The sequence below is a fragment of the Burkholderia sp. SRS-W-2-2016 genome, from assembly GCF_001931485.1.
Lineage (GTDB): Bacteria > Pseudomonadota > Gammaproteobacteria > Burkholderiales > Burkholderiaceae > Paraburkholderia.
Genome location: NZ_MSDV01000075.1, coordinates 126,864 through 148,925 on the forward strand (window position 1 = coordinate 126,864; position 22,062 = coordinate 148,925).

Below are 22,062 nucleotides of genomic sequence, written 5' to 3' on the forward strand. Positions count from 1 at the left end.
CTGAAAAATGTGAAAATAATCAAAAAAACTGCGTAAAAACAGTAATTTAAAAAGCTATTTTCAAGTATTTCCTGTATTCTGAGGTTTCTAGAATTTCACGGAAAAACCTCAGAATGGTCAGAACGAGCCAACTTCCCGCCGTAGACCGAACCGTTCACTTTGAACAGATCAGCCAGTTCGCAGAAAAAGTCAGCATTTTTACGAATGAGCTGCGCGAGACGATTCTGGCTCCGCGTCCAAGAAAAACGGCTCCCGTTTTCAAAACCGGCGAAATCGCGGAGATGTGCAACATCTCGCATTCGCAGGTTCAGTACCTCGCGACCAAAGGCGACGGCGAATTGCCCTCCGGGACGGCTGCGGGCACCGGCCGCACGCGTACCTTCACGCTGGAAGAAGCGCGTATCTGGGTGCAAAAGATTTCCGACATCTACCAGACGCCGCTCGTCACGCGTCTGAAGGAGCCGGACGGCAAGATCATTATCACCGCGCAGCTCAAAGGCGGCTCCGCCAAAACGACCACCACGATGTGTCTCGCGCAAGGGCTGTCGCTGCGCGGCCGCAAGGTGCTGGTGGTCGATCTCGATCCGCAGGCATCGCTGTCCGAATTGTGCGGCTTGTACGCGGAAAAAGATGTGTCGCCGGAAGATACGGTGCTGCCCTACGTCTATGACCAGGATATCGAGGGCGGTCTCGAAGGCCGGATCCAGTCGACGTACTGGGACGGTATCGATCTGATTCCCGCGCATACCGAATTGATCGGCGCCGAGTTTCATTTGCCGGCGATGCAGAAAATGCGACCGGGTTTCCGCTTCTGGACCGTGCTTCGCCAAGGGCTCGAGCCGCTGCGCAAAAAGTACGACTACATCCTGATGGATACGTCGCCGTCGCTGTCGTATATGAACCTGAATGCGCTGCTGGCCGCCGACGCAATGGTGATGCCGATGGTGCCGGAAAATCTCGACTTCATCAGCTCGCTGTCTTTCTGGCGTCTGTTCTCGGACGTGTCGAAAAGCTTTATCAAATTCGAGAAGGACAAGAAATACGACTTCGTTTCGCTGGTGTTGTCGCGGGTCGATTATGGGCGCAATTCATCCGCGCCGATCGTGCGGGCATGGGCGCAAAGTGCGTACGAAAACTGGCTGCACTCGATCGAAGTGCCGGCGAGCTCGGTGATGAGCACCGGCGCCTTGGCGTTCTCGACCGTGTTCGATATCAGCAGCAACCACAGCGCGGCCAAATCGCTGCAACGCGTGCGGCAACCTCTTGTCGATTACTGTCGATGGATCGATGAGATTTATTCGGAAAAATGGAGGAACGCGCAATGAGCAATATGCGAGAACAGCTGCTGGCCAAGACGTCCGGCATTCGCAAAACTTCGTCCATTAACGAGGATGAAGTGAAGCGCAGCAATCGCACCCAGACGGCGCCGGGCCTCGCCGGCGCGCTGGCCGTTGCGCAACTTCGCGTGCAGGAACTCGAGTCGACCGGTGTTGCGTCGCAACTGGCGGTAAGCGGGATTCTGCCGAATCCGTGGCAACCGCGTCGCGTGTTCAACGAAGCCAAACTTGCCGAGCTCGCGGAGTCGATCCGCGAAGTCGGGCTGATGCAGCCGATCGTGGTTCGCCGGATGGCCGACGACTACCAGATCGTGGCCGGTGAGCGTCGCTGGCGCGCGCACAAGATGCTGGGGCTCGACACGATCAAGGCGGTGGTGGCGGATTGCACGGACTCTGACATGGCCGTGCTGGCGATGGTCGAAAACATTAGCCGCGACGATCTGGCCGACTACGAGATCGGCGTCGCGATTCGACGGTCGGAGACGGAGTTTCCGAATCGCAAGCGGCTGGCCGAAGCGATGGGCTTGTCGCGTGCGGGTCTGTATCAGTTCCTGTCGTTCGAGAATCTGCCGGATTTCATCAAGAAGGATCTGGATATTCAGCCGCGACTGCTGGGCGGAACGGCGGCGCAGGCAATCGGGGCGGCGATCAAGAAGCACGGGGACGATGGCGTTAAGGCTGCTCGTGAAATCTGGCCGCTGCTGGTTCGCGGCGAGATGGATCAGGGAAAGGCGGCTGCGGCGATTACCGCGTTGGCGACCCGGCAGACGACGTCGACCGGAACCAGCGGGCGCAGCATCGAAAAGTTTTTCGCGGGCCGGGATCAGGCGGGCAGCATCACGAAGGACATCAGCAATTTCACGATCAAGTTCAAGACGGGTGTGATTACCGAGGCGCAGGAAGTCCAGATTCGACAGTTGATTGGGCAGATGTTCCAGTCGCAACCGAAGACGAACTGATCGAGAGTCGGTTTGTTGGTTTAGAGAAGAGCCCGCTTATGCGGGCTTTTTTGTTGGTGGTGAGGCTGTGGGTGCGAGGGGTTGTTGTGTCTAGAGTCTAGACACGGGCGCGAAAGGGATGCGGTGGTTGGAAGGTGGGTGGTTAGGCGGTGGGATGCGTGCCGTGATGGGTGTTTTTCGGGTTAGGTTGGAGTTCCTAGGTTGCTTAGTGGCAGATGGTGAGTCGGGTGTCTTGGCGGAATGGTGAATGTCGGTGTCTAGAGTCTAGACACGCGCTGGGGTGGTTAAAAACCAGGCGCTGGAGTTCGGGTGCGCGGGCAAATGCTTGGACTCGGTGTTTAGAGTCACGGCACTCTGGTCTTGGAGCGGAGTGTCCAAGCTTGATGCATGGGGTGAATGGTCCGGGGGTGGTCTGTGTCTAGAGTCTAGACAGTTGGGCCAAGTGGCCGCGGTGAGTGGCCGAATGTTAGGCGGTGGGCGAAGAGCCAAGAGTTCAGTGTTTAGAGTCTAGACACTTAGGGCGGAGAATAAACGTAGGGGTTTGCGGTCTAGGCCGCCGGCGAATGGATGACGGCGAGTGTCTCGACTCTAGACATTCCGGCCACTGTTTGATGAGGTGCCCGAAATCAACGCGATCGATGGATGGGCAGCCGCCGGCGTCTAAGGTTTAGACGCCGGCCGCCTGAGCCGCTACTCAGAGGGGCATAGCTGATTGCCGAGCATTCGACGAAGGCAAGTAGCATGCTGTTTAGAGTCTAGACACTCGGCTCGATGGCCGGGCGGGGATGGCTCAGGGCTTACATGTTCAGCGACGAGGCGCAGGCAGGTGTCTAGAGTCTAGACATTTGAGTCGTTCGTTGGGGCGGGGGAGCGAGTTCGGTGGTCTGGCGGATGGGCAGAGGTAAGTGTCTAGAGTCTAGACACGCGAGTCAGCCGATGGATGTGGAGCGGTTCGAGCTTGGTCGCTCGGTGGCGATGGTGAGAAAACTCTCTGGCATCTGGAGACTTGAGCAAGCGGTTCGAGGCGAGGTCTCCGAAGCTAAGGTGTTCGGCGTCGACGGCTTCTAAATTCAAACTCAAGCCGACGTTGGCAGGGGGGCGAGTTCAACAGTTAGCGATTGGCGAATGGTGAGCTGTCTAGATACTAGACAGCCTAATGAGTGGTTAGAGACTACGCATATAAGGCGGCGATTGCGGGATGTCTCGATGTTCGGATCGCCACGATAGGGGCTCCGTCGCCGATGCGCAGTCGATCGGCGACAGCCTTAAGCTGTGCCCCGCATGAAAGATCGAATCCTCTATATCCCGCTCGCGGACTGACGTCTTCAGTGAGTGCAAGGACAATTTGCACCTCGCTCCCCTCTTGCGCTGATACTTCAGGAGAGTCGGGGGCGGCGTCTGAATTGCGGACCCGGGTGAGCGCCCAAACCGAGGCGACGAAACTCGGTTGGATGCGTCGCATGATCACAACCCAGCTAGCACTTGTTGTCTCCAACCGCTCACCGGGATTGATACACACCACGCGCGTGAGAGTGCCGAGAGCCGACCCAAGCGTGCGCCGCCCGAAGCAGATACGCCGGCTGCACTACCAGACGAACCGCGAACGGCGAATATAAGTAACGGGCTACGAAAAAATCGTCCTCAGGTGTGCCAGACAGCGTGGGCCAATGCTGGTCCGCGGATTAAGTTTGACCGCCTTGTCGCTTGCCCCCATTCCGTCCTAGGCGCTAAAACACATTCACCGCCGTCCACTGGTGTGCGGCCAATGTCTGCGTTGCCGCATTGCGCGTGGGGCAGGCGTGCCGACGATGCCGAGGTTTCGGCTCGGCAATTTGGGGTAGCTCGGGGCACGTGCGTCATCTCCCTAACCACGTGAGAAGTTAGCAGCGAGCGATTCGAGCCGACCAGCCCGCCCAATCGGCGGCAGCGTTTGCTCCAATCCCACTGATTGCTCCGGCGTCGGCTCTTTCGCGCATCATTGCTCGGGCCCGAAGCCGCAGTCTTGCAAGTTTCTCTCAACCCGGCGATGGCTAATGCACCGCGATGCAACCTGGCAAGCGGTCTCTGTCCGTGCCGCTCGAAATCCTCGCACCAGGAATCTGTTGTGCGTTGGTCCTTCCAGAAACCCGGTCCACCCGACAATGCCGGGGCCGAGGCGACCTTGGTAACCCGCTGGCTCTCTCGGTGACCTCGACCACCTCCCCTCGCCTCGAGCGATGACCGGGAAATCAAGAGTACCGATTTCAGGACGGTTAGCGGGACAGCGACAAATTCACCGCCGGGCCCCGCTGGAGTAACAAGTCCGGCCTTCGCGGTTTGCAAGAGCCGTTGCGATGACGGCAACCTCGACTGTCTGCGCAGAGGCGTCGTGCCTAAATCGTGTCCTTGGTCGGATTTTCAGAGCCGCGCCGGGGCCAGCGCAGCAGCCAGCATTCGTGGCCCTGAGCATTCGAAGCGACTTAGCACTGGTCGCCAACAAGTTCTAACTGAGTAACGAAGAAGCGTCACGATGCTGACCAACCCCGAAACCGGTGCGGTGAGTACGCCCTCACAGGCCCCTGTTGGATTAGATCAAGGCCCATGTTCGATCAAGGTGATAGCGGGAGGGCTGCCGTATCCGGGCTCGTTTCGGTAGTAAGGCAACCACCTCGATCGCGGCAGATGCAGAGCGCTACATCGACCCTCGCTCGGTTACCGCTCCGCAATCCCCCCAAGCGATGACGTGCCCAATGCGGACCACGCGTTCAACTGCCGCCATTCATCAACGCCTGACCCCGGCCGATCCTTCTAAAAAATTCAACCAGCGTCCGTCGCGCGACTGGCGTGTTGAAGAGTGGAGATAGTCATCTTGGATGAGTGCTAACGGGGCGCTGCACTAGCGGCCGCGCATCCTTCGTCGCTCGCGTTCGTGTCTGTCCGCACCTGTCATCTCCTCGCACGTCAGCTTCTCTCCAACAAAGCGACCGCGACCATTGCCACATTATCTCCGGCGAGCGGTGCCCGATGTTGGAAGAAAGAAGAGAGGGGAGGGAATCTGCGCCTGGCATCCATTGAGCACCGTCGTCCACATCGCGCCCCATCGCAAACATCCCACTGGCCATGGCTCGACTAAAAAAACTCCACCGCATGCTGACTAGCTCAGTCGCAAGACAGTGTCACCTAAGACAAGCATGCTCGGCATTTACAGCGATGACCTCAAACCAATAATTGGGGACATAACAAATAACCTTCATTCCCGCCGTTACAGGCACAGATTGACCCCACGTTCCCGCTTTGCAGCGCAATAACGCTCTATCCAACCGAATCTGCCTATTTTTTCGCCGTGAAACATCAAAGAACATCAGAATTCCCCGCCAACCTCATGTTTTTATGCGTCTTTTATGAATTCGGAGAGGAATGTTTCACGAAAAAGGGCAGTATCTACCCAAAAATCGGGCTCACTTCGACAAACTCGGGCCTCAAGTGCGCTTTATCGCCCACGGCTACGCAACCCGTAGCATTCAATACGTAATTTGTAGCGAATAACCGAACGCCTCAAAAATCGCGTCTTTTACCGTATCTCGCAGCCCACTCGCCCGCTTATTTCCCAACTCCTGCTTCCCCACAAACCTCGCCCCGCAGATCGACCTGATCGATGTCCTCATGCAGGATCCGCCGGATCTCGAGAATCGCCTGCGGCGTTTCCTGCACGCTATGCCCGGCCACGATCACCTTCTCCGAAAGCGCGCCCGCGAGATGCGCGCTGCGGAACGGAACCACACCGTCGTTGGAATCTTCGAGCGGTCCGTTCTCGCGGCGTCGCGCGATGATCGAGTGGAAGCACACCTGCGGACTGATCGGCAGCTGCGACGTCGCGCGAATCATCGGATCGCTCTCGCGCAATTGTTCGATGCTGTTCGGCACATGCAGGGTCTTGCCCTGCGAATCGATGTCGGTCGCGGTCTGCAGCACGTCCTCGATTTCATTGAGCAGCGCGAGCGGCAAGCGAACAAGGTTCGCGGCCCAACGCGACAGACGGTTGCTCGCGAACGGCGTGCCCCGATGCGGCGCGGCGATGAAGATCGCGCGTTCGACCTGCGGCATCGGCGTAAAGCTCAGCAGTCGATTGAGCCGCTCTTCCTCGCGATCGATGTCCGCCCCTTCCGGCACGTACGCGTCCTTGAACGCACCCCACAGTTCGTCGCCGGAACTCGACACCAGCAGTCGCGCCAACACCCCACCCATGCTGTGCCCGATCAGCACCATCCCGTGCGACGCAGGTGCCGAGCCATACGGATCGAAGTGCGCGAGCGTCTGTTGCGCGGCGCGCCGGATGCGCGCGAGGTTGACCAGAATCGGTACGTTGGTGGGATAGTAGACCTGCCAGACCTGGAAATGCTGGCGCAATACTTCGTCGCCCTGAATTTCGTTGGCGACGTTGACCCATGCCTCCGGGCTGCTCGCGAGACCGTGCAGCATCAGGATGATCCGGCGATTCGGGTCGTACGGCTGCATCATGTAGATGCGCGGACTGTCGATTCCGCGCGCGCGCCCGAACAACGTGCGCAGCGACTGACCGGCGAAGCCCGAGCGCGCGAGCCAGATTCCGTAGCCCGCGCTGAAGTTCGCCGCGAGCGGCACGGTCTGGCCATGCCGTTGCACGCTCTCTTCGCGATACGGATCGTAGACCGACAGCACGACGCCGTGCGACGCGAGCACCTGTTCGAGCGAGTCTTCGTTGAAGCCGATCAATGCGGTCACGTTGGGCGACGGCATTTCGCTGAAAAACTGCGTCACCTGCGCGGGACGCTTCGGCCGCGCACCGCCGCGCGGCGACATGCCAGCAGCTGCGGCCGGTGCACCTGTGCCGGCGCGGTTATCGCCGCCGCTTGCACCAACGCCGGCGGCGGCCGACGCATCGGCGCCGACCTCGCTGCGCTCCGCGTCCGCCGCATCACCATCGACCTCGCCAGCTTGTCCGGGCGGCGGCACGTTCATGACCGCAACGAGTTCCGCGCCAAGGCCATCGCGCCGGTAGATGCTGCGGATTCCCGCGAACGAAAGCCGCGATGCGGGAATCACCTCGCGCGGCTCGCGCACACCCTCCGGCAAACGCACCCGGCTCAGATCGATATGGATGCTCCAGCCCGCGATCAACTGCGTGCCCGGCTCGTCGCTGCCGGCATCGGTGTGCAGCGCGCCATGCACGAACAGCGCTCGCGCGAGTTCCTGCGCCGCATAGTTATAGTAGTCGCGCACCTGGGTCTGCCGATCCTCGAACGCGCGCTCTCCGGCGGTGCGTTGACCGAGGAACAGGAACGCATAGGAAAACCGCACGGCTCTAAGCCACAGATCGAATTGCGCGTCGCTCCATTCGGTCGCATTGGCCGGCGTGTTGTTAATGGCCATCTGCAGCGACAACTCGGCGAGGCTCGCGAGCCGGCGATCGGTGTTGATCGCGCCGAGGTTCGAAATCCTATCGATACAGTCGAGCGGCGCGCGCTGACAGGTGTTCTCGTCGAGCGCGGCGACATGCAACGTGTCGCGCGTTGCCGCGCTCAACCGGCCGGTCGACAGAATATCGCCGCGCCGCATCGCGATGTACTGCTCGGGGCCGAGCGAGCTGACCGTCACCATCGCGCAACCGGATAGCAGACTGAGTGCGAGTAGTGCGAGCGTCAGACCGCGAGAAATCCATAACGGGTGCGGGCGCGTCATCATGCGGCGGCTCCCGTCACGCGACGCGGTGTCCGGCGAGCAGCGCATGGTTCGGTCGTACCCATTGGCGTGCAGTCAGTCATCGTGCTGTGGACCGTTGTCATCGCTGAATGACCGAAAGAACCCGCCGACTGCGCGCAGGTCTGCGTGGCCGGCTGACTGTGGCGCGGCTGCGGCCGGCGACCGTCCCGCGCCGATTCGACTGACTCGCCGCAGCCCGCCGTGTGGGACCAGGGAGTCCAAAGGAATTGATCGATTCGCCGAGTACTGTACGCGTGGCCAATTGCTTGCGCAAGGACAGCAAAGGCGGGCGACATGGATCGAATGCCGGATGAAAGATTGCCGAGTGGCAATTTAACTTTGCTCGCCATAGGCGAAACGCAATTCCTTTAAACATATAGCAATTACCGGCTCGAAGCCGCTGCTTAGGAAACCGGAATAGCCATACCTGTCTTTTTGACAATGCAAGTCAAAAAACATGGAATAAATCGGCTTCCGTTGGTTGGCACCCAAAGCAATTGACGGCGTGTGCATTGATCGGCCATCATGCCGCTAATGAACTTTGCGAGGGGACGGTGACGTACACGTGACACGAGTGCTCCGCTTATTGATGTCGTTGCGATACCGCTTATCGAAGCTTAAGCGGGCTGACTGTCCGTGCAGTGCGAACAACGGATCGTCCGCATGACCGGATGCCTGATAAGCGGAGTCGGAATGCCAATACGCGTATTGCCGTTGCAGTCATTGTCTTTTAACCCAAATAGCTAATCCTCTGAGTCGTTGTCCGGAGCGCAAGTGGCCTGCCAGTTCGACTGGTTACGCCAACGAACAAGGAATGAATCTGGAACACGAGGAACCAGCATGAAAACACAGCTCCGCGCTGCGCAAGTCCCAACCGGCAAATCACCGTAACTGCCAACACAAGCCTTTGATCGATCGACGGTGCCGGGATGATAAGAGGGCGCAGGCAAGCCCCTGAATCGGACTGGCTTTGGATGTTGCAGCGAAGGCGCTCAAGGCGCCGCTGCAACGGAACCCTATGAAGTCCTGAGCAACCTGTAAAGCGACGTCGGTGCGCAACCGTCAGGTGCAGTGCTGCCGCGCGTACGACCCGGGTTGCGTCAGTAGTCAGCCGAGAACGTCATGAATGCAAACCGCTCCGCTGCAGCGCCGGTTCCCCGACTGGCCGGCGCCGCATTGCTCTGTTGTGTAGTTGCGCTGTCGCTGGCCGCGTGCCAACGCCAGACCGAAACGGTGAACGCCGATACGCGGCCGGCCGTGCAGCTGACCCGGCTCGAACCCGCCGATGCTTCGGCGATCCGCATTTTCACCGGCCGCGTCGAACAGACCAGCATTTCGCCGCTCGCATTCGAAGTGCCCGGACGAGTCGTGCAGATCGCCGTGCTCGAAGGCGCGGCGGTCAAACGCGGTCAACTGATCGCGCGGATCGATGAGGAACCCTACACGCTGCAACTGCAACGCGCGAACGCGCAGTACCAGCAGCTCGCCGACAACCTGAAGCGTCAGGCGATATTGCGCAAGGACGGGATTCTGTCGCAGGCGGCTTATGACCAGTTGTCCGCAGCCACCGACGCCGCGCGCGCGGCGCGCGATCTGGCGAGCCGCGATCTGCGCAACACCCGGCTGGTCGCGCCGTTCGACGGCCGGGTCGCTCGCCGCAACATCGAAGTCCAGCAGATGGTGCAGGCGGGCGCGCCGGCGTTCAATTTCGAAAACGTCGGCCGCGTCGATATCGGCGTCGATCTTCCGCAGAGCATCGCCGAGCGCTTGCTGGTCGACAAGACGCTGCGTGCCGAAGCCTGGCTGCCCGAGCGGCCCTCTGCGCGCTTTCCGCTGGTGTTCCGCGAACGGACCACGCAGAGCACGCCGACTTCCGGCGGCTACCGGCTGGTGTTCTCGGTGCAGGGACAGCAAAGCGCGTTGCTGTTCCCCGGCATGGCGTTGCGCGTGCAGATTTCCGATACCGCGCGCCAGGTCGCGCAGCGCGAGAACAGCTACTACGCGATTCCGATCGCCGCGGTGTCGATCGGCGCCGACGGTCAGCGCAGTCTGTGGCGCTACGATGCCGCGTCCGGTCGCGTGCACGCGGTGCCGGTCAACGTGCGCGAAATCCGCAACGACGACGCGGTCGTCAGCGGTGCGGTGGCGGAGGGCGACCGCGTGGTGGCAGGCGGCTCGCAGTTCATGAAAGAGGGAATGGCAGTCCGTCCGATGGATGCACCTCAATGAACCTCGCGCGCCCTCTTATCGAAAAGCCGCTGATCGCGTGGGTGCTGACGCTGATCTCGCTGTTGGGAGGCATCTTCGCGTACTACAACATTGGCCGGCTCGAAGACCCGAAGTTCACGATCAAGACCGCGGTCGTCGTCTCGCTCTATCCGGGTGCGAGCGCGCACGAGGTCGAGCAGGAAGTGACTGACCGGATCGAAAGCGCGATCCAGCAGATGCCTCAGGTCGAAAAGCTGACTTCGCGTTCGACGCCGGGTTACTCGGAAGTACGCGTGCAGATTCGCGACCAGTACACATCGGCACAACTGCCACAGGTGTGGGACGAGTTGCGCAAGACGGTGTCGGATGCGCAGGTCCGCTTGCCGCCGGGCGCCGGCCCGACCCTCGTGCTCGACCGTTTCGGCGACGTCTACGGGATGTTCTATGCGCTGACCGGCGAAGGCTACACGCAGGCGCAACTGTATGAATATGCGCGCGAGTTGCGCCGCCAGTTGCTGACGCTCGACGACGTGTCCGACATCGTGATCGCCGGCAACCAGCAGGAGCAGATTTCGGTCGACGTCGACCAGTCGCAACTGATCGCCAACAATCTGTCCACCGACGATCTCGCGCAGACGCTGTTCCTGCAAAACGAGGTACGTCCCGCGGGCCGCGAACGCGTTGGCGATCTGTCGTTGCGGATCGCGCCGACCGGTTCGCTCGATTCGTTGCAGGCGATCCGCTCGCTGCCGGTCGGCAATGCGGGCGGACCGCTGCTGCTCGGCGACATCGCGCGCGTGAGCCACGGTTACGCGACGATTCCGAATCAGGTGATTCACTACAACGGGCAGCCGGCGGTCACGATCGGCATCAGCGCGAGACCGCGCGTGAACGTGGTGCGCGTCGGCGAGGAGATCAAGGCGAGGCTCGTCGAACTGGAGCGCGATCGCCCGATCGGCATGAAGCTTCATTCGCTCTACGATCAGCCGCAGGTCGTCGACGAGAGCGTGCGAGGGTTCATCTTCGACGTGTTCCTTTCCGTGGCGATCGTCGGTGTCGCGCTGGGTATCGCACTCGGCTGGCGCGCGGGTGTCGTGCTCGGCGTCGAGCTGTTCCTGTCGATCCTCGGTACGCTGCTGGTCATGTACGCGGCGGGCATCGAGCTGCAGCGTATCTCGCTCGGCGCGCTGATCATCGTGATGGGGATGCTGACCGACAACAGCATCGTGGTGGTCGAGGGCATGCTCGTGAAGGTCCAGCGGGGCATGTCGCATCTGCAGGCGGCGACCGAAATTCTTAAGCAGAGCCAATGGTTGCTGCTCGCGTCGACCATCGTGGGGATTCTGGCTTTCTCGGGCATCGGCCTGTCGCCGGATTCGGTCGGGGAATTCTGCGCGTCGCTGTTCGCGGTGGCGGCGATTTCGCTGCTATTTAGCTGGGTGATCGCCATCGCGCTGACGCCGCTGTTCGGCACGTATCTGTTCAAGCCCGCGGACATCATCGATGAAGACCCGTTCAAGTCGAAGCTGTACAAGCGCTATGGCGAGCTGCTGTCGTGGGTTACCCGCCGCCGCGTGATCGTCGTGATCGGCCTCGTCGCGATGACGGGGCTCGCCGGCTGGGCGTTCCGTTTCGTAGAACAGAGCTTTTTCCCCGCGTCGACCACGCCGATCTTCTATGTCGATATGCGCCTGCCACGCGGCGCCGATATTCGCGCGGTCGTCGAAAAGAGCCGCGAAGTCGAGAAGGTGCTGCTCAAGCACGAAGACGTCACCAACGTGCAGACCTATATCGGCTCGGGCGCGACGCGTTTCTTCCTCGTCTACGATCCGGAGACGCGCGATCCGTCGTACGCGCAGTTCATCGTCGGCGCGAAGGATCAGAGCCTGATCGACCACATGCTGCCGGAAATCGAAGCGGATCTGAAGAAACGCTTCCCCGAACAGCACTGGACGGTCACGCGGCCGAACTTCGGTCCCGGCGGTGGCGCGGCCATTCAGGCGCGTTTCTCCGGACCCGATCCGGCGGTGCTGCGCCGCCTGTCGCAGGAAGCGCAGAAGGTGCTGACCGCCGACGGCCGCATCATCGCGATTCGTGACGACTGGGAGAATCCGATCAGTATCGTGCGGCCGGAATTCGACGAATCGCGCGCGCGTTCGCTCGGCGTCACGCGCCGGCAGGTCACCGACACGATGGCTTACGCGACCGAAGGTCTGCGCGCCGGCATCTATCGCGAAGGCGATCAACTGCTGCCGATCGTGTTGCGTTCGCCCGACTACACGCGTGGCGTTGCCGGTCTTCAGGACCTCCAGGTATTCAGCGCGGGGTTGCGCCGTTACGTGCCGCTCGGCGATGTGGTGGGCGGCTTCACGGTCGGCACCGAGGAAGGCCAGATCGCGCGCGAGAACCGGATCCGCACGCTGACTGTGTCGGCCAATCCGGTCTATGGGCAGAACAGCGTCGACGCGTTCAACCGCATCCGCCCGGGGATCGAGAACATCAAGCTGCCACCCGGCTACAGCTTCGAATGGGGCGGCGAGCACGAATCGTCGACCCGTGCGCAGGAGAGCCTGTTCCGGCAGTTGCCGCTCGGCTTCATCGCGATGGCGCTGATCGTGCTGATGATGTTCGGGCGCCTGAAGCCCGCGCTCGTCGTGCTGCTCGTCGTGCCGATGTCGATCTGCGGGGTGACGCTCGGTCTGCTGCTGTTCCGCGGCGCATTCGGCTTCATGGCGCTGCTCGGGCTCCTGAGTTTGTTCGGGATGCTGATCAAGAACGGCGTGGTGCTCGTCGAGGAGATGGACAGCCAGATCGCCGCGGGCGTGCCGCGCATGCAGGCGGTGACCCAGGGCGCGATGAGCCGGCTGCGGCCGGTGGTCCTCGGCGGCGGCACGACGGCGCTCGGGATGGCACCATTGTTATGGGATCCTTTCTTTAAGGACATGGCGATCACGATCATGGCGGGCCTCGCTTTTGCCACCGTGCTGACGCTGGTCGCGGTACCGGCGCTGTACTCGATGCTGTTTTCGATCAGGCAGTCGGAATGGGAGCCGGGCCAACACCCGGAGGCAAAATGATCCGCGCGCGTCCTTACCTCTTTGCGATCGCGGCCCTGCTGCTCGAAGCCGGCTGCACCGGATCGCTGCAGCTCGAGAAGCCGGCCGAGTTCGCGCCGCAATATTCGCAGGCGCAAAGCGCCGCGGCGACGCCGATGTCCGCGCAGGATCTGGCGACATGGTGGACCCAGTACAACGATCCGACGCTGAACCGGCTGATCGAACTTGCGCTGGCCCGCAACTTCGACATTGCCACTGCGTTCGCGCGCGTCGACCAGGTGCAGGCCGGCATTCGCGCGGCTCGCTCGCAGTTGCTGCCGTCGGTCGGCGTCGGCGCGAGCGCCGCGCGCTATCACGGAGGCGAAACGCAGCTCGAGTTCGAGGAAATACTCGGCATCAACAATACCGATGCGCAGTTCTGGCGTGTCGGCCTGCAGGCGCAGTGGGAGATCGATCTGTTCGGGCGCGGCCGGGCCCGGCTGTCGGCGGCCCGCGAGCAGACTCGCGCGGCCGCGGGCGATGCGGAAGCGGTGCGCCTGAGCGTGGTGTCGGGTGTCGCCGATCTGTACGTCACGTATCGCGGGCTGCTGCGGCAACGCACGATCCTGCTGCAGAGCCGCGCGATCGCAGACGATTTCGTCAGTATCGCGGAGAAGAGTTTCACCGCGGGGCTCGTGCTCAGCACCGATATCGAAGCGGCGCGCGCCGGTCGCGCGCAAGTCGATGCGCGCCTGCAGGAAGTGGAGAACGGCATCGCGCAGGCGCGGCTCAATCTGCAGAATCTGTGCGGCGTGCAGCCGGCGGAATTCACAGGAGTCCTCGACGACAGCGATACGTTGATGGCGGCGCTGCCCGGCATCGAGCCGGGCCAGCCGGTCGATCTGCTGATGCGCAGGCCGGACCTGATCGCCGCGCAGGCGCGTCTGAACGCGGCAGTCCGGCAGTCGGACGTCGCGCGCCTCAATTACTGGCCGACCGTATCGCTGAGCGGGTTGCTTGCGCGCAACGGCTGGGAGATCGCCGGTCAGAGTCTCGGCGCGAGCACGTTCTGGCTATTCGGCGCGGCGATGGCGATGCCGCTGATCGACTTCGGCGCGCGGCGCTCGCAGGTGGAGTCGTCGGATGCGCAGGCGCAGCAGGCGAACTTCGCGTATGAAAAGGCCGCGCTCGGCGCGTTCTACGACGTCGAACGCGCGTTGGCACGTTTGAACCGCCAGGACGAGCTATTCAAGGCGCGTAACGAAGAAGTCACGCGGCGCACCACGCAGCTCGGCCAGGTGCAGCGCCGCTATGAAGTCGGCGACACCGGCCGGCTCGACATCGATCAGGTGCGGGTCGCGTTGCTGGAAAGCCAGTCGTCGCAGGTCAGGGAACAGGTCGGCAAATTGCAGGCGCAGTTCGCGCTGTTCCGGGCGATGGGCGGCGGCTGGCTCGCGAATCCTCCTGTGGCTGCGAACGGGCAAGCGCCGGCGGAGCCGGCGCCGGCTCCGCAGCAAGCGGCTGAGAACGCCAAATAGGACCGGACGCCTAAATAAAAACGCCGTCGCCGCGAGATTGCGGTGACGGCGTTCTTACTATCGGCTCTGGCAGTAGGGAAGCAATCACGCCGGCGACGTCGCGCCGGCGCGGGAAGTCCCGATGATGCCCGGTTATTGAGGCGCGGACGCCGACATCGTGGCCGTGGCGCGCTGACGCGACTCCGAAACAGACTGGTTGCGCTCGTCGCGGGCCTGGCGCTGCGACTCTTTCATTTTCGCTCTGGCCTGTGAGTTCGCAGCGCGTTGCTTCTGGTTCGCTTCGCGCACTTCCATCCGCTTCTGAACGATCGGGTCGCTATGCGTTGTATTCGCGCCCGCGGCCGGCGCTGCGCCTGCGTCGGGCTGGGCCGCTGGCTGCTGCGCGAGTGCCGGTCCGGCAGCGAGAACACTGAAGACGACCAATGCAGAAGCGATTCCAAGAGTAGTACGTGCCATCATTTAGACTCCACCAGTTAAGACGACTAATTACTTTACGGAGCTGCTGAACAGATGTTTTTCTGATCGCGATCCCGACTATTGCCTGACGGGCTGCGGGAATGTTGAGGAATAAACCTTCACATTTCCGCGCGATTCCAGTGCCGCCGTACGACTGACTTGCGGATGACATAGCCATTGCAAAGTCATTCTTTTCGCCGGCGACAAAGCGCATGTACGTTGCACGCAGCGCCCACTTTAACACTCTGCTCGAAGCATGCAACGGGTACCAATCGTAAGGATGACGATTAACCCGTTGTCGAGGATAGTGGATTTGAGTCGCTTGTCAAATCCGGATGCGATTCACAATGGCGAATAGCGCGCGAGTTAGCGCGTGTATCGACCGTTTAAACACGCTTTATCGAGGTCGTGTTGATGTCACGGCGGGGAAGATAATTTATGATGGCCGTCAGGCTGGCGTTGGGTATTGCATGCGTGTTGCGGTTGCTTTCCGGATAAAACTTACTTTTCTGAATGGTAAACAATGGCAACTCAGACCGAGACCAAATTGTCGTTGCCCGCCTTGACCGCGATGGTCGTCGGCTCGATGGTGGGGGCAGGGATTTTCTCGCTGCCGCGTAATTTCGCCCGCGCAACCGGACCGTTCGGCGCGATCATCGCGTGGTGTATCGCGGGCATCGGCATGTATGCGTTGGCGCGGGTGTTCCAGGCGCTCGCCGAACGGCGCCCCGAACTCGACGCCGGCGTATTCGCTTATGCGCGCGCGGGCTTCGGCGACTATGCGGGCTTTCTCTCCGCATTCGGTTACTGGATGGCCGGCTGCTTCGGCAACGTGTCGTACTGGGTGCTGATCAAGTCGACGCTGGGCGCATTCGTGCCGGTCTTCGGCAACGGCAATACAGCGACCGCGATCATCGTGTCGTCGGTCGGTATCTGGCTGTTCCATCTGGTGATGTTGCGCGGCGTGCAGCAGGCCACGATGATCAACACGATCGTCACGGTCGCGAAGGTGATCCCGATCGTGCTGTTCATCATCATGCTGATCGTGCTGTTTCGCATCGACATGTTCCGCGCGAATCTGTGGGAAGGCAGCGACGCGTTCGGCACGGGCCTCTTTTCGCAGGTGCGCGCGACGATGCTCGTCACCGTGTTCGTGTTCGTCGGCATCGAGGGCGCGAGCGTGTACTCGCGCTATGCGAAAAAGCGCTCGGACGTCGGCGTCGCGACGATTACCGGCTTCGTCGCGGTGCTGTGTCTGCTGGTGCTGGTGACCTTGCTGCCTTACGCGACCCTGCCGCGCGCCGATATCGCGCTGATGCGGCAACCGTCGATGGCCGCGGTGCTCGGCGCGCTGCTCGGTCCGTTCGGCGTGATTTTCATCAGCGTGGGCCTGATCGTGTCGATTCTGGGCGCGTACCTCGCGTGGTCGCTGATCTGCGCGGAAGTGCTGTTCGCCGCCGCGCGGCTCGAGACGATGCCGCGCGTGTTCTCGCGGCAGAACGAACGCAAGCTGCCGGTCGCCGCGATCTGGCTGACCAGCACCGTCGTGCAGCTGTTCGTGATCAGCACGTACTGGTCGACCGACGCGTTTGCGCTGATGCTCAACCTCACCAGTTCGATGGCGCTGATCCCTTACTTCCTCGTGGCCGCGTATGGGATCAAGGCCGCGCGTCGCGATCGCGAACAGGGCGGTGGCGCGGCGAACGGCGCGCTGCGCAAAGAGTATTTCGTCGCGATCTTCGCGATGCTGTACACCGCGTTTCTGCTGTTCGCGGGCGGCCCGAAATTCCTGATGTTGTCTGCACTCCTCTATACGCCAGGCACGGTGCTTTATGTGCTGGCTAAACGCGAGCGCGGCCAGCGCGTGTTCTCGAAAGTGGAGTGGGTCATCTTCGCGGTCGCGGCCTGCGGTGCATTGGCCGCGCTGATCGGCCTCGCGACCGGGACGATCGTCATCTGAGCGGTCGCACGATGGACAAGCGCGTCAGACTTTCCGCGCCGGGCCTGATGGCGATGGTGATCGGCTCGATGGTCGGGGTCGGGGTTTTTTCGCTGCCACAGTCGCTCGGCCGTTATACCGGTGTAGTCGGTTCGCTGATCGGCTGGACGATCACCGGCACCGGCATGCTGACGCTCGCGCTGATCTTTCAACGGCTCGCGTGGCGCAAGCCCGAACTCGACGTCGGCGTCTATACCTATGCGCGGGTCGGGTTCGGCCGCTATACCGGTTTCCTGTCGGCGTTCGGCTACTGGTGCGGCAGTTGTCTGGGCAACGTCACTTATCTGGTGCTGATCAAGTCGGCGCTCGCGATCGTCGTGCCCGCGTTCGGCGCCGGCAATACGCTGAGCGCGATCGTCAGTTCGTCGGCGCTGATCTGGATATTTCATTTCCTGATTCTGCGCGGCGTGAAGGGCGCGTCGATTCTGAATGCGTCGATGACGGTCGCGAAACTGCTCGCGCTCGGGCTGTTTTCCGTGCTGGTGCTGTCCGGCTTCAAGTGGAATCTGTTCATCGACAATCTGTGGACCGCTCCCGATCCATCGACAGCCGGCCTGTTCGGCGAAGTGCGCAAGACGATGCTCGGCACCGCGTTCGTGTTTCTCGGCGTCGAGGGCGCGAGTGTCTATTCCCGCCATGCGCGCGAACGCCGCGATGTCGGCGTCGCGACCGTGCTCGGCTTTCTGTGCGTGCTTGCGCTGATGGTGATCGTTACGCTGCTGTCGTATGGGGTGCTGCCGCGCGAGCAGATGGGGGCGCTGAAAAATCCGTCGCTGGCCGGGGTGCTGAGTGCCGCGGTCGGCGGTTGGGGCGCGGTGGTGGTCAAGCTCGGGCTGCTGCTGTCGGTGCTCGGTTCTTACCTCGCGTGGACGCTGCTCGCGGCGGAAATTCTCCATGCGGCCGGCAAGAGCCGCACGATGCCGGCGTTTCTCGGCAGGGAGAACCGCAATCACGTGCCGGTCGCCGCGATGTGGATGACGAGTCTGGTGATTCAGGTGTTTCTGATCATCACGCTGTTTTCGAAAGAGGCGTTCACGCTCGCGAAGGAATTCACGACCTCGATGAACCTGATTCCGTATCTGCTGGTCGCCGGCTATGGGCTGAAGCTCGCGTCGAGTGGCGAGTCGTATGCGGGGCAACTGTGGGCGCGGCGCATCGACTTCATGCTCGCGTTGGCCGGCTGCGCGTACGCGCTGTTTCTGGTGTACGCGGGCGGGCTGCACTATCTGTTGATGTCGACCGTGCTTTATACGGCGGCGACCGCGTGGTTCTATCTGGCCGAGCGGCGCAAGGGGCGGCGGCAGGTGTTTACGCTGCTCGAGCGTGGTCTGTTTGCGGTCGTGCTGGGGGCCGCGCTGGTTGCGTCGGCGGAGTTGGTGCGAAGGTACTTTGCGACGTGAAGGTGATGTGATTCGTTGTTCGCCTTAAGCCTCCCTTAAGCAGACTCCCACCATAGTTCACCCTCTTGCCGCTGCGCGACGCGCGGCGATGACCATTCCGATCACCCTACGTATCGACTGGCAACCGCGCGACCTTGCGGCTGCTAAACGTTGGGCGTCGCGTTGCCATCACCCCATGAACATTCACCGGATCCTCGAGCGAGCCGATTTGCGCCCCACGCTGCCACGCGTGCTCGTGCTCGAGTTTTTTCATCAGCACGCGCGCGAGCACTTCAGCGCGGAACAGCTTTACAAGCGCCTGAACGGCGACACGCAAAACATGAGTCTGGGTACGCTTTACCGCGTGCTTGGACTGCTGGTCGAAAGCGGCTTGCTGAGCGGCGTCGCGCTCGGCGAAGGCCGCATGGTATACGAACTGAACGACGGCAAGCCGCACGATCACCTCGTGTGCACCGGTTGCGGCGAGATCCATGAGTTCTTCGAGAAAGAAATTTATTCGCGACAGCGGGACGTCGCGGAACGTTTCGACTTCGATGTGTCGGCGCAGCAGCAGGTGTTGTACGGCGTGTGCGCGCAGTGCCGACGGGCAGGCCGGGCAAAGCCGTTACGGTTTCGATAGGCGATAGCGAGAGCGGCCCGCGCCAGCGGCCGCTCTCACACAACCACGCAGAAGCGCGGAAGCGATAGCGTCGTACCGTTTTCGCTCAGAGCCCGCTCACCGTCTTGACCGTCACCCATTGGCCGTTCTTCACCTGATAGACCGTCGATGAGCCGTTCTTCAACGAGCCGTCAGAGTTGAATTCGATATGGCCGGTGATGCCGTCGAAGCTGATGCTTTGCAGCTTCGGCCGGTAGTCGTCGGGCTTGGTCGAATTGGCGGCCTGCATCGCCTTGATGGCCGCCCACGTCGCGTCATAGCCGAACGGCGCGTACGAAAGGACATCCTCGCCGAACTTCTGCTTGAAGCGGTCGGCGAACTTCGCACCGACCGGCGTACTGTCGAGCGGACGACCGTATTCCCATGCCATCGCGCCTTCCGACACGTCGCCCGCGAGCTTGATGAAATCGATGTCCTTGACGCCGCCGCCGCCCACGTACTGCGCCTTGATGCCGAGCTGGTTCATCTGCTTGATGATGCCGGCCGCCTGCGGATTGAGCGCACCGACGAAAATCAGATCGGGGTTTTTGGCTTTGAGATTCGTGAGCTGCGTCTTGAAGTCCGTCGCCTGATTCGTCGTGTACTCGTGATCGATGATGTTGCCGCCGTGTGCCTTGACCGCTTTGACGAACTCGTCGGCTTCGCCCTGGCCGAAAGCCGTGCGGTCGTCGATTACCGCGATGCGTTTCGCCTTGGTCGTCTGGACCGCGTACGCGCCGGCCGTGCCGGCGTTCTGCGCGTCGCTCGAAATCACCATGAAAATGTTCTTGAAGCCGCGACCGCTGATGGTCGGATTGGTGGCGGCCGGATCGATGACGGGCAAGCCCGCCTTTTCGTACAGATTGGAAGCGGGGATGGTGGTCCCCGAGTTGAAGTGCCCGACGACGACGGACACGTTTTCGTCGACGAGCTTTTGCGCGACCTGCACGCCGACGCGCGGGTCGGCCTGGTCGTCCTGCGCGATCAGTTGAAACGAAACAGGCTGACCGTTGATTTTGACGCCTTGCGCTTTCGCGTCGTCGAGCGCCATTTTCACGCCGTTCTCCAGATCCTTGCCGTAGTTGGCGTTGGGTCCGGTGAGCGGCGCGGCAAAACCGATTTTTACGACTGTATCCGCGCGCGACGCGAGCGGTGCCACAGCGACGAGTGAGACGACCGCAACTGCGATAGGACGGAGGATTTTCGCGACACGCATGTTATCTCCTGTTTGCCGTCAGGCATGAGGTTATCGGTGGGTCGTGCGAGCTGCCTCTGGTGCCACTGGGCGGGGACTGCTGCAACGAAAGCGTGATACCGGACCGGCCGCTCAGGTGAGGGATGCCGCGGCGATTGCACCAAAAGATCTGCGCAAGCCGTCTTTCCGGTTCGAGCCTGCGCGACTTCCCCTGTAAGCATTTCCACACGCCAAAATGAAGCCGGACAATCCGGATAAATACCCGCTTGGCGGTGTCACGCTCGCGCAGCGGTTCTGCACGCGTGGATCGCCGGGGTCGATATTCTTCCGATTAATACGAATAGCGAGGCTGTCGTGGGCAAGCACGTCGGTTCGGCGGCGAGTACGATGAACTCACTTGACCCATATGTCTCGGGAGGTGCGATGAAAGCGGTGTGCCCGCTGCATGGGCCAACCACCATCGTCGGGACGAACGCATACGGCTTCCCGGTCTATGCGTGTTGCCGCGACGACGTGCGCTCTGTTACGCCCGCCGACGCCTGCACGCGCGAACCGGTACGGCAGGGAGATCAGGCGGCGGAGCGACCCCGGCAACCACCGGAGCGGAAGGAATCACGCTGACGGTTCGCGCCGCGGCTCATCCTGTCAACGGCGTCACATAATCGCCGCGCTGTGAATGCAGCGAATAAAGTACTCGGCCGGCCGCGTGAGAATCGCGCCTTCGCGCTGCATCAGATTCAACTGCGCGCGCCGCGAGGTCTCGATGAAATCCAGCTTCTTCAGATGCCCGGTCAGGTTGACCACCTCGAGCGTGTGCGACGCCCATGCCATGACCGCGTCGATACTGATCGCGAGGCTGTACATCAGCGATTGCGACGTGCAGCGCGTAATCCGGCGCGGCGCAGGCAGCCCCTGACGCTCGAACAGATCGACCACGTATTGCGGATATTCGTCGGTCGTATCGGCATGTATCCATTCGGCGTCGCACAGATCGGCGAGCGAAGTGGCGTTGGCGAGCATGCCATTCGCGCGCACCGCGAACTGCAGCGGGTAAGTCAGGAGTTCTGTGCATTGGACCGACGGATCGATCGCGGCTTCGGCCGCTGAAGCGACCGCGAAATCGAGCGCGCCCTGACGCAGTTGATCCTGCAGCTTTACCGCGCTGTACTCGAGGAATTCCACCGTAATTTGCGGCATATCCTGACGAAAGCGCGCGTACGCATCGGGCAGCAATGTGAGTGCCGCCAGCGGTGTCAGGCCGATCGTCACGCGACCTTCCTGCGCGCCGCGTTCCATCGCCATCTGCTGTTCCGCGCGGCCCAGTTCGCCGACGATCAGCCGCGCATGCCGCAGCAACGATTCGCCGGTGCGCGTGAGCGCGACGCCATTCGCGCTGCGGCCGAACAGCGACATGCCGATATCGGTTTCCAACTCGCGGATCGCCTTGGTCACCGCCGGTTGGCTGACGAACAGCGCGCGCGACGCCCCGACGATCGTGCCATGATCCGCGACCGCCACCAGCGCGCGCAATTGATGAAGCTTGATTGCCATTGCCTTTATTACCCTAGGGTAAATACTAT

General features: G+C 61.7%; 11 protein-coding genes. 8 read left to right on the forward strand and 3 right to left on the reverse strand.

Annotated features, from left to right (window positions below):
* Nucleotides 1-113 precede the first annotated feature (113 nt).
* Together BTH42_RS31360 and BTH42_RS31365 are read left to right on the forward strand one after the other, a co-directional pair.
* Nucleotides 114-1,325, forward strand: coding sequence for a ParA family protein (locus tag BTH42_RS31360; RefSeq protein WP_178392272.1), 1,212 nt, complete (start codon nt 114-116; stop codon nt 1,323-1,325).
* Nucleotides 1,322-2,296 (forward strand): ParB/RepB/Spo0J family partition protein, encoded by a 975-nt coding sequence (locus BTH42_RS31365; RefSeq protein WP_075305068.1) that lies wholly within the window; start codon nt 1,322-1,324, stop codon nt 2,294-2,296. The genes BTH42_RS31360 and BTH42_RS31365 overlap by 4 nt, the downstream gene beginning before the upstream one ends.
* Nucleotides 2,297-5,875: 3,579 nt before the next feature.
* Here the strand turns inward: BTH42_RS31365 and BTH42_RS31370 are convergent.
* On the reverse strand, nt 5,876-7,996 hold the full coding sequence (locus BTH42_RS31370) for a triacylglycerol lipase (RefSeq protein ID WP_256702454.1): 2,121 nt from the start codon (nt 7,994-7,996) through the stop codon (nt 5,876-5,878).
* Nucleotides 7,997-9,136: 1,140 nt separating this feature from the next.
* Here BTH42_RS31370 and BTH42_RS31375 point away from each other — a divergent pair.
* The 6 genes from BTH42_RS31375 to BTH42_RS36515 all read left to right on the forward strand — a co-directional run bounded on the left by BTH42_RS31375 (nt 9,137) and on the right by BTH42_RS36515 (nt 19,269).
* Nucleotides 9,137-10,243, forward strand: coding sequence for an efflux RND transporter periplasmic adaptor subunit (locus tag BTH42_RS31375; RefSeq protein WP_256702455.1), 1,107 nt, complete (start codon nt 9,137-9,139; stop codon nt 10,241-10,243).
* Entirely contained in the window at nt 10,240-13,299 is a 3,060-nt protein-coding gene (locus BTH42_RS31380; RefSeq protein ID WP_075305069.1) for an efflux RND transporter permease subunit, read from the forward strand. Before BTH42_RS31375 ends, BTH42_RS31380 begins: the two co-directional genes overlap by 4 nt.
* Nucleotides 13,296-14,795, forward strand: coding sequence for an efflux transporter outer membrane subunit (locus tag BTH42_RS31385; protein WP_075305070.1), 1,500 nt, complete (start codon nt 13,296-13,298; stop codon nt 14,793-14,795). Before BTH42_RS31380 ends, BTH42_RS31385 begins: the two co-directional genes overlap by 4 nt.
* A gap of 979 nt (nt 14,796-15,774) precedes the next feature.
* On the forward strand, nt 15,775-17,211 hold the full coding sequence (locus BTH42_RS31395) for a basic amino acid/polyamine antiporter (RefSeq protein ID WP_075305071.1): 1,437 nt from the start codon (nt 15,775-15,777) through the stop codon (nt 17,209-17,211).
* Between the two features lie 11 nt (nt 17,212-17,222).
* Nucleotides 17,223-18,650, forward strand: coding sequence for a basic amino acid/polyamine antiporter (locus BTH42_RS31400; protein ID WP_075305072.1), 1,428 nt, complete (start codon nt 17,223-17,225; stop codon nt 18,648-18,650).
* A gap of 175 nt (nt 18,651-18,825) precedes the next feature.
* A complete protein-coding gene (locus BTH42_RS36515; protein WP_075305073.1) occupies nt 18,826-19,269 on the forward strand; it encodes a Fur family transcriptional regulator in 444 nt (147 codons plus the stop codon).
* Nucleotides 19,270-19,354: 85 nt separating this feature from the next.
* Here BTH42_RS36515 and BTH42_RS31410 read toward each other — a convergent pair whose 3' ends face one another.
* Together BTH42_RS31410 and BTH42_RS31420 are read right to left on the reverse strand one after the other, a co-directional pair.
* Nucleotides 19,355-20,503, reverse strand: a complete 1,149-nt coding sequence (locus BTH42_RS31410; protein ID WP_075305074.1) for a branched-chain amino acid ABC transporter substrate-binding protein — start codon at nt 20,501-20,503, stop codon at nt 19,355-19,357.
* 633 nt (nt 20,504-21,136) lie between these two features.
* A complete protein-coding gene (locus BTH42_RS31420; RefSeq protein WP_083654990.1) occupies nt 21,137-22,033 on the reverse strand; it encodes a LysR substrate-binding domain-containing protein in 897 nt (298 codons plus the stop codon).
* Between the last annotated feature and the right edge of the window lie 29 nt (nt 22,034-22,062).

Bases quoted from the DNA above. Each gene is read 5' to 3' on its own strand.
- BTH42_RS31365 (WP_075305068.1), top strand. From the start codon at position 1,322: ATGAGCAATATGCGAGAACAGCTGCTGGCCAAGACGTCCGGCATTCGC.
- BTH42_RS31420 (WP_083654990.1), bottom strand. From the start codon at position 22,033: ATGGCAATCAAGCTTCATCAATTGCGCGCGCTGGTGGCGGTCGCGGAT.
- BTH42_RS31395 (WP_075305071.1), top strand. From the start codon at position 15,775: ATGGCAACTCAGACCGAGACCAAATTGTCGTTGCCCGCCTTGACCGCG.
- BTH42_RS31370 (WP_256702454.1), bottom strand. From the start codon at position 7,996: ATGATGACGCGCCCGCACCCGTTATGGATTTCTCGCGGTCTGACGCTC.
- BTH42_RS31385 (WP_075305070.1), top strand. From the start codon at position 13,296: ATGATCCGCGCGCGTCCTTACCTCTTTGCGATCGCGGCCCTGCTGCTC.
- BTH42_RS31410 (WP_075305074.1), bottom strand. From the start codon at position 20,503: ATGCGTGTCGCGAAAATCCTCCGTCCTATCGCAGTTGCGGTCGTCTCA.
- BTH42_RS31380 (WP_075305069.1), top strand. From the start codon at position 10,240: ATGAACCTCGCGCGCCCTCTTATCGAAAAGCCGCTGATCGCGTGGGTG.
- BTH42_RS31400 (WP_075305072.1), top strand. From the start codon at position 17,223: ATGGACAAGCGCGTCAGACTTTCCGCGCCGGGCCTGATGGCGATGGTG.
- BTH42_RS31375 (WP_256702455.1), top strand. From the start codon at position 9,137: ATGAATGCAAACCGCTCCGCTGCAGCGCCGGTTCCCCGACTGGCCGGC.
- BTH42_RS36515 (WP_075305073.1), top strand. From the start codon at position 18,826: ATGAACATTCACCGGATCCTCGAGCGAGCCGATTTGCGCCCCACGCTG.
- BTH42_RS31360 (WP_178392272.1), top strand. From the start codon at position 114: ATGGTCAGAACGAGCCAACTTCCCGCCGTAGACCGAACCGTTCACTTT.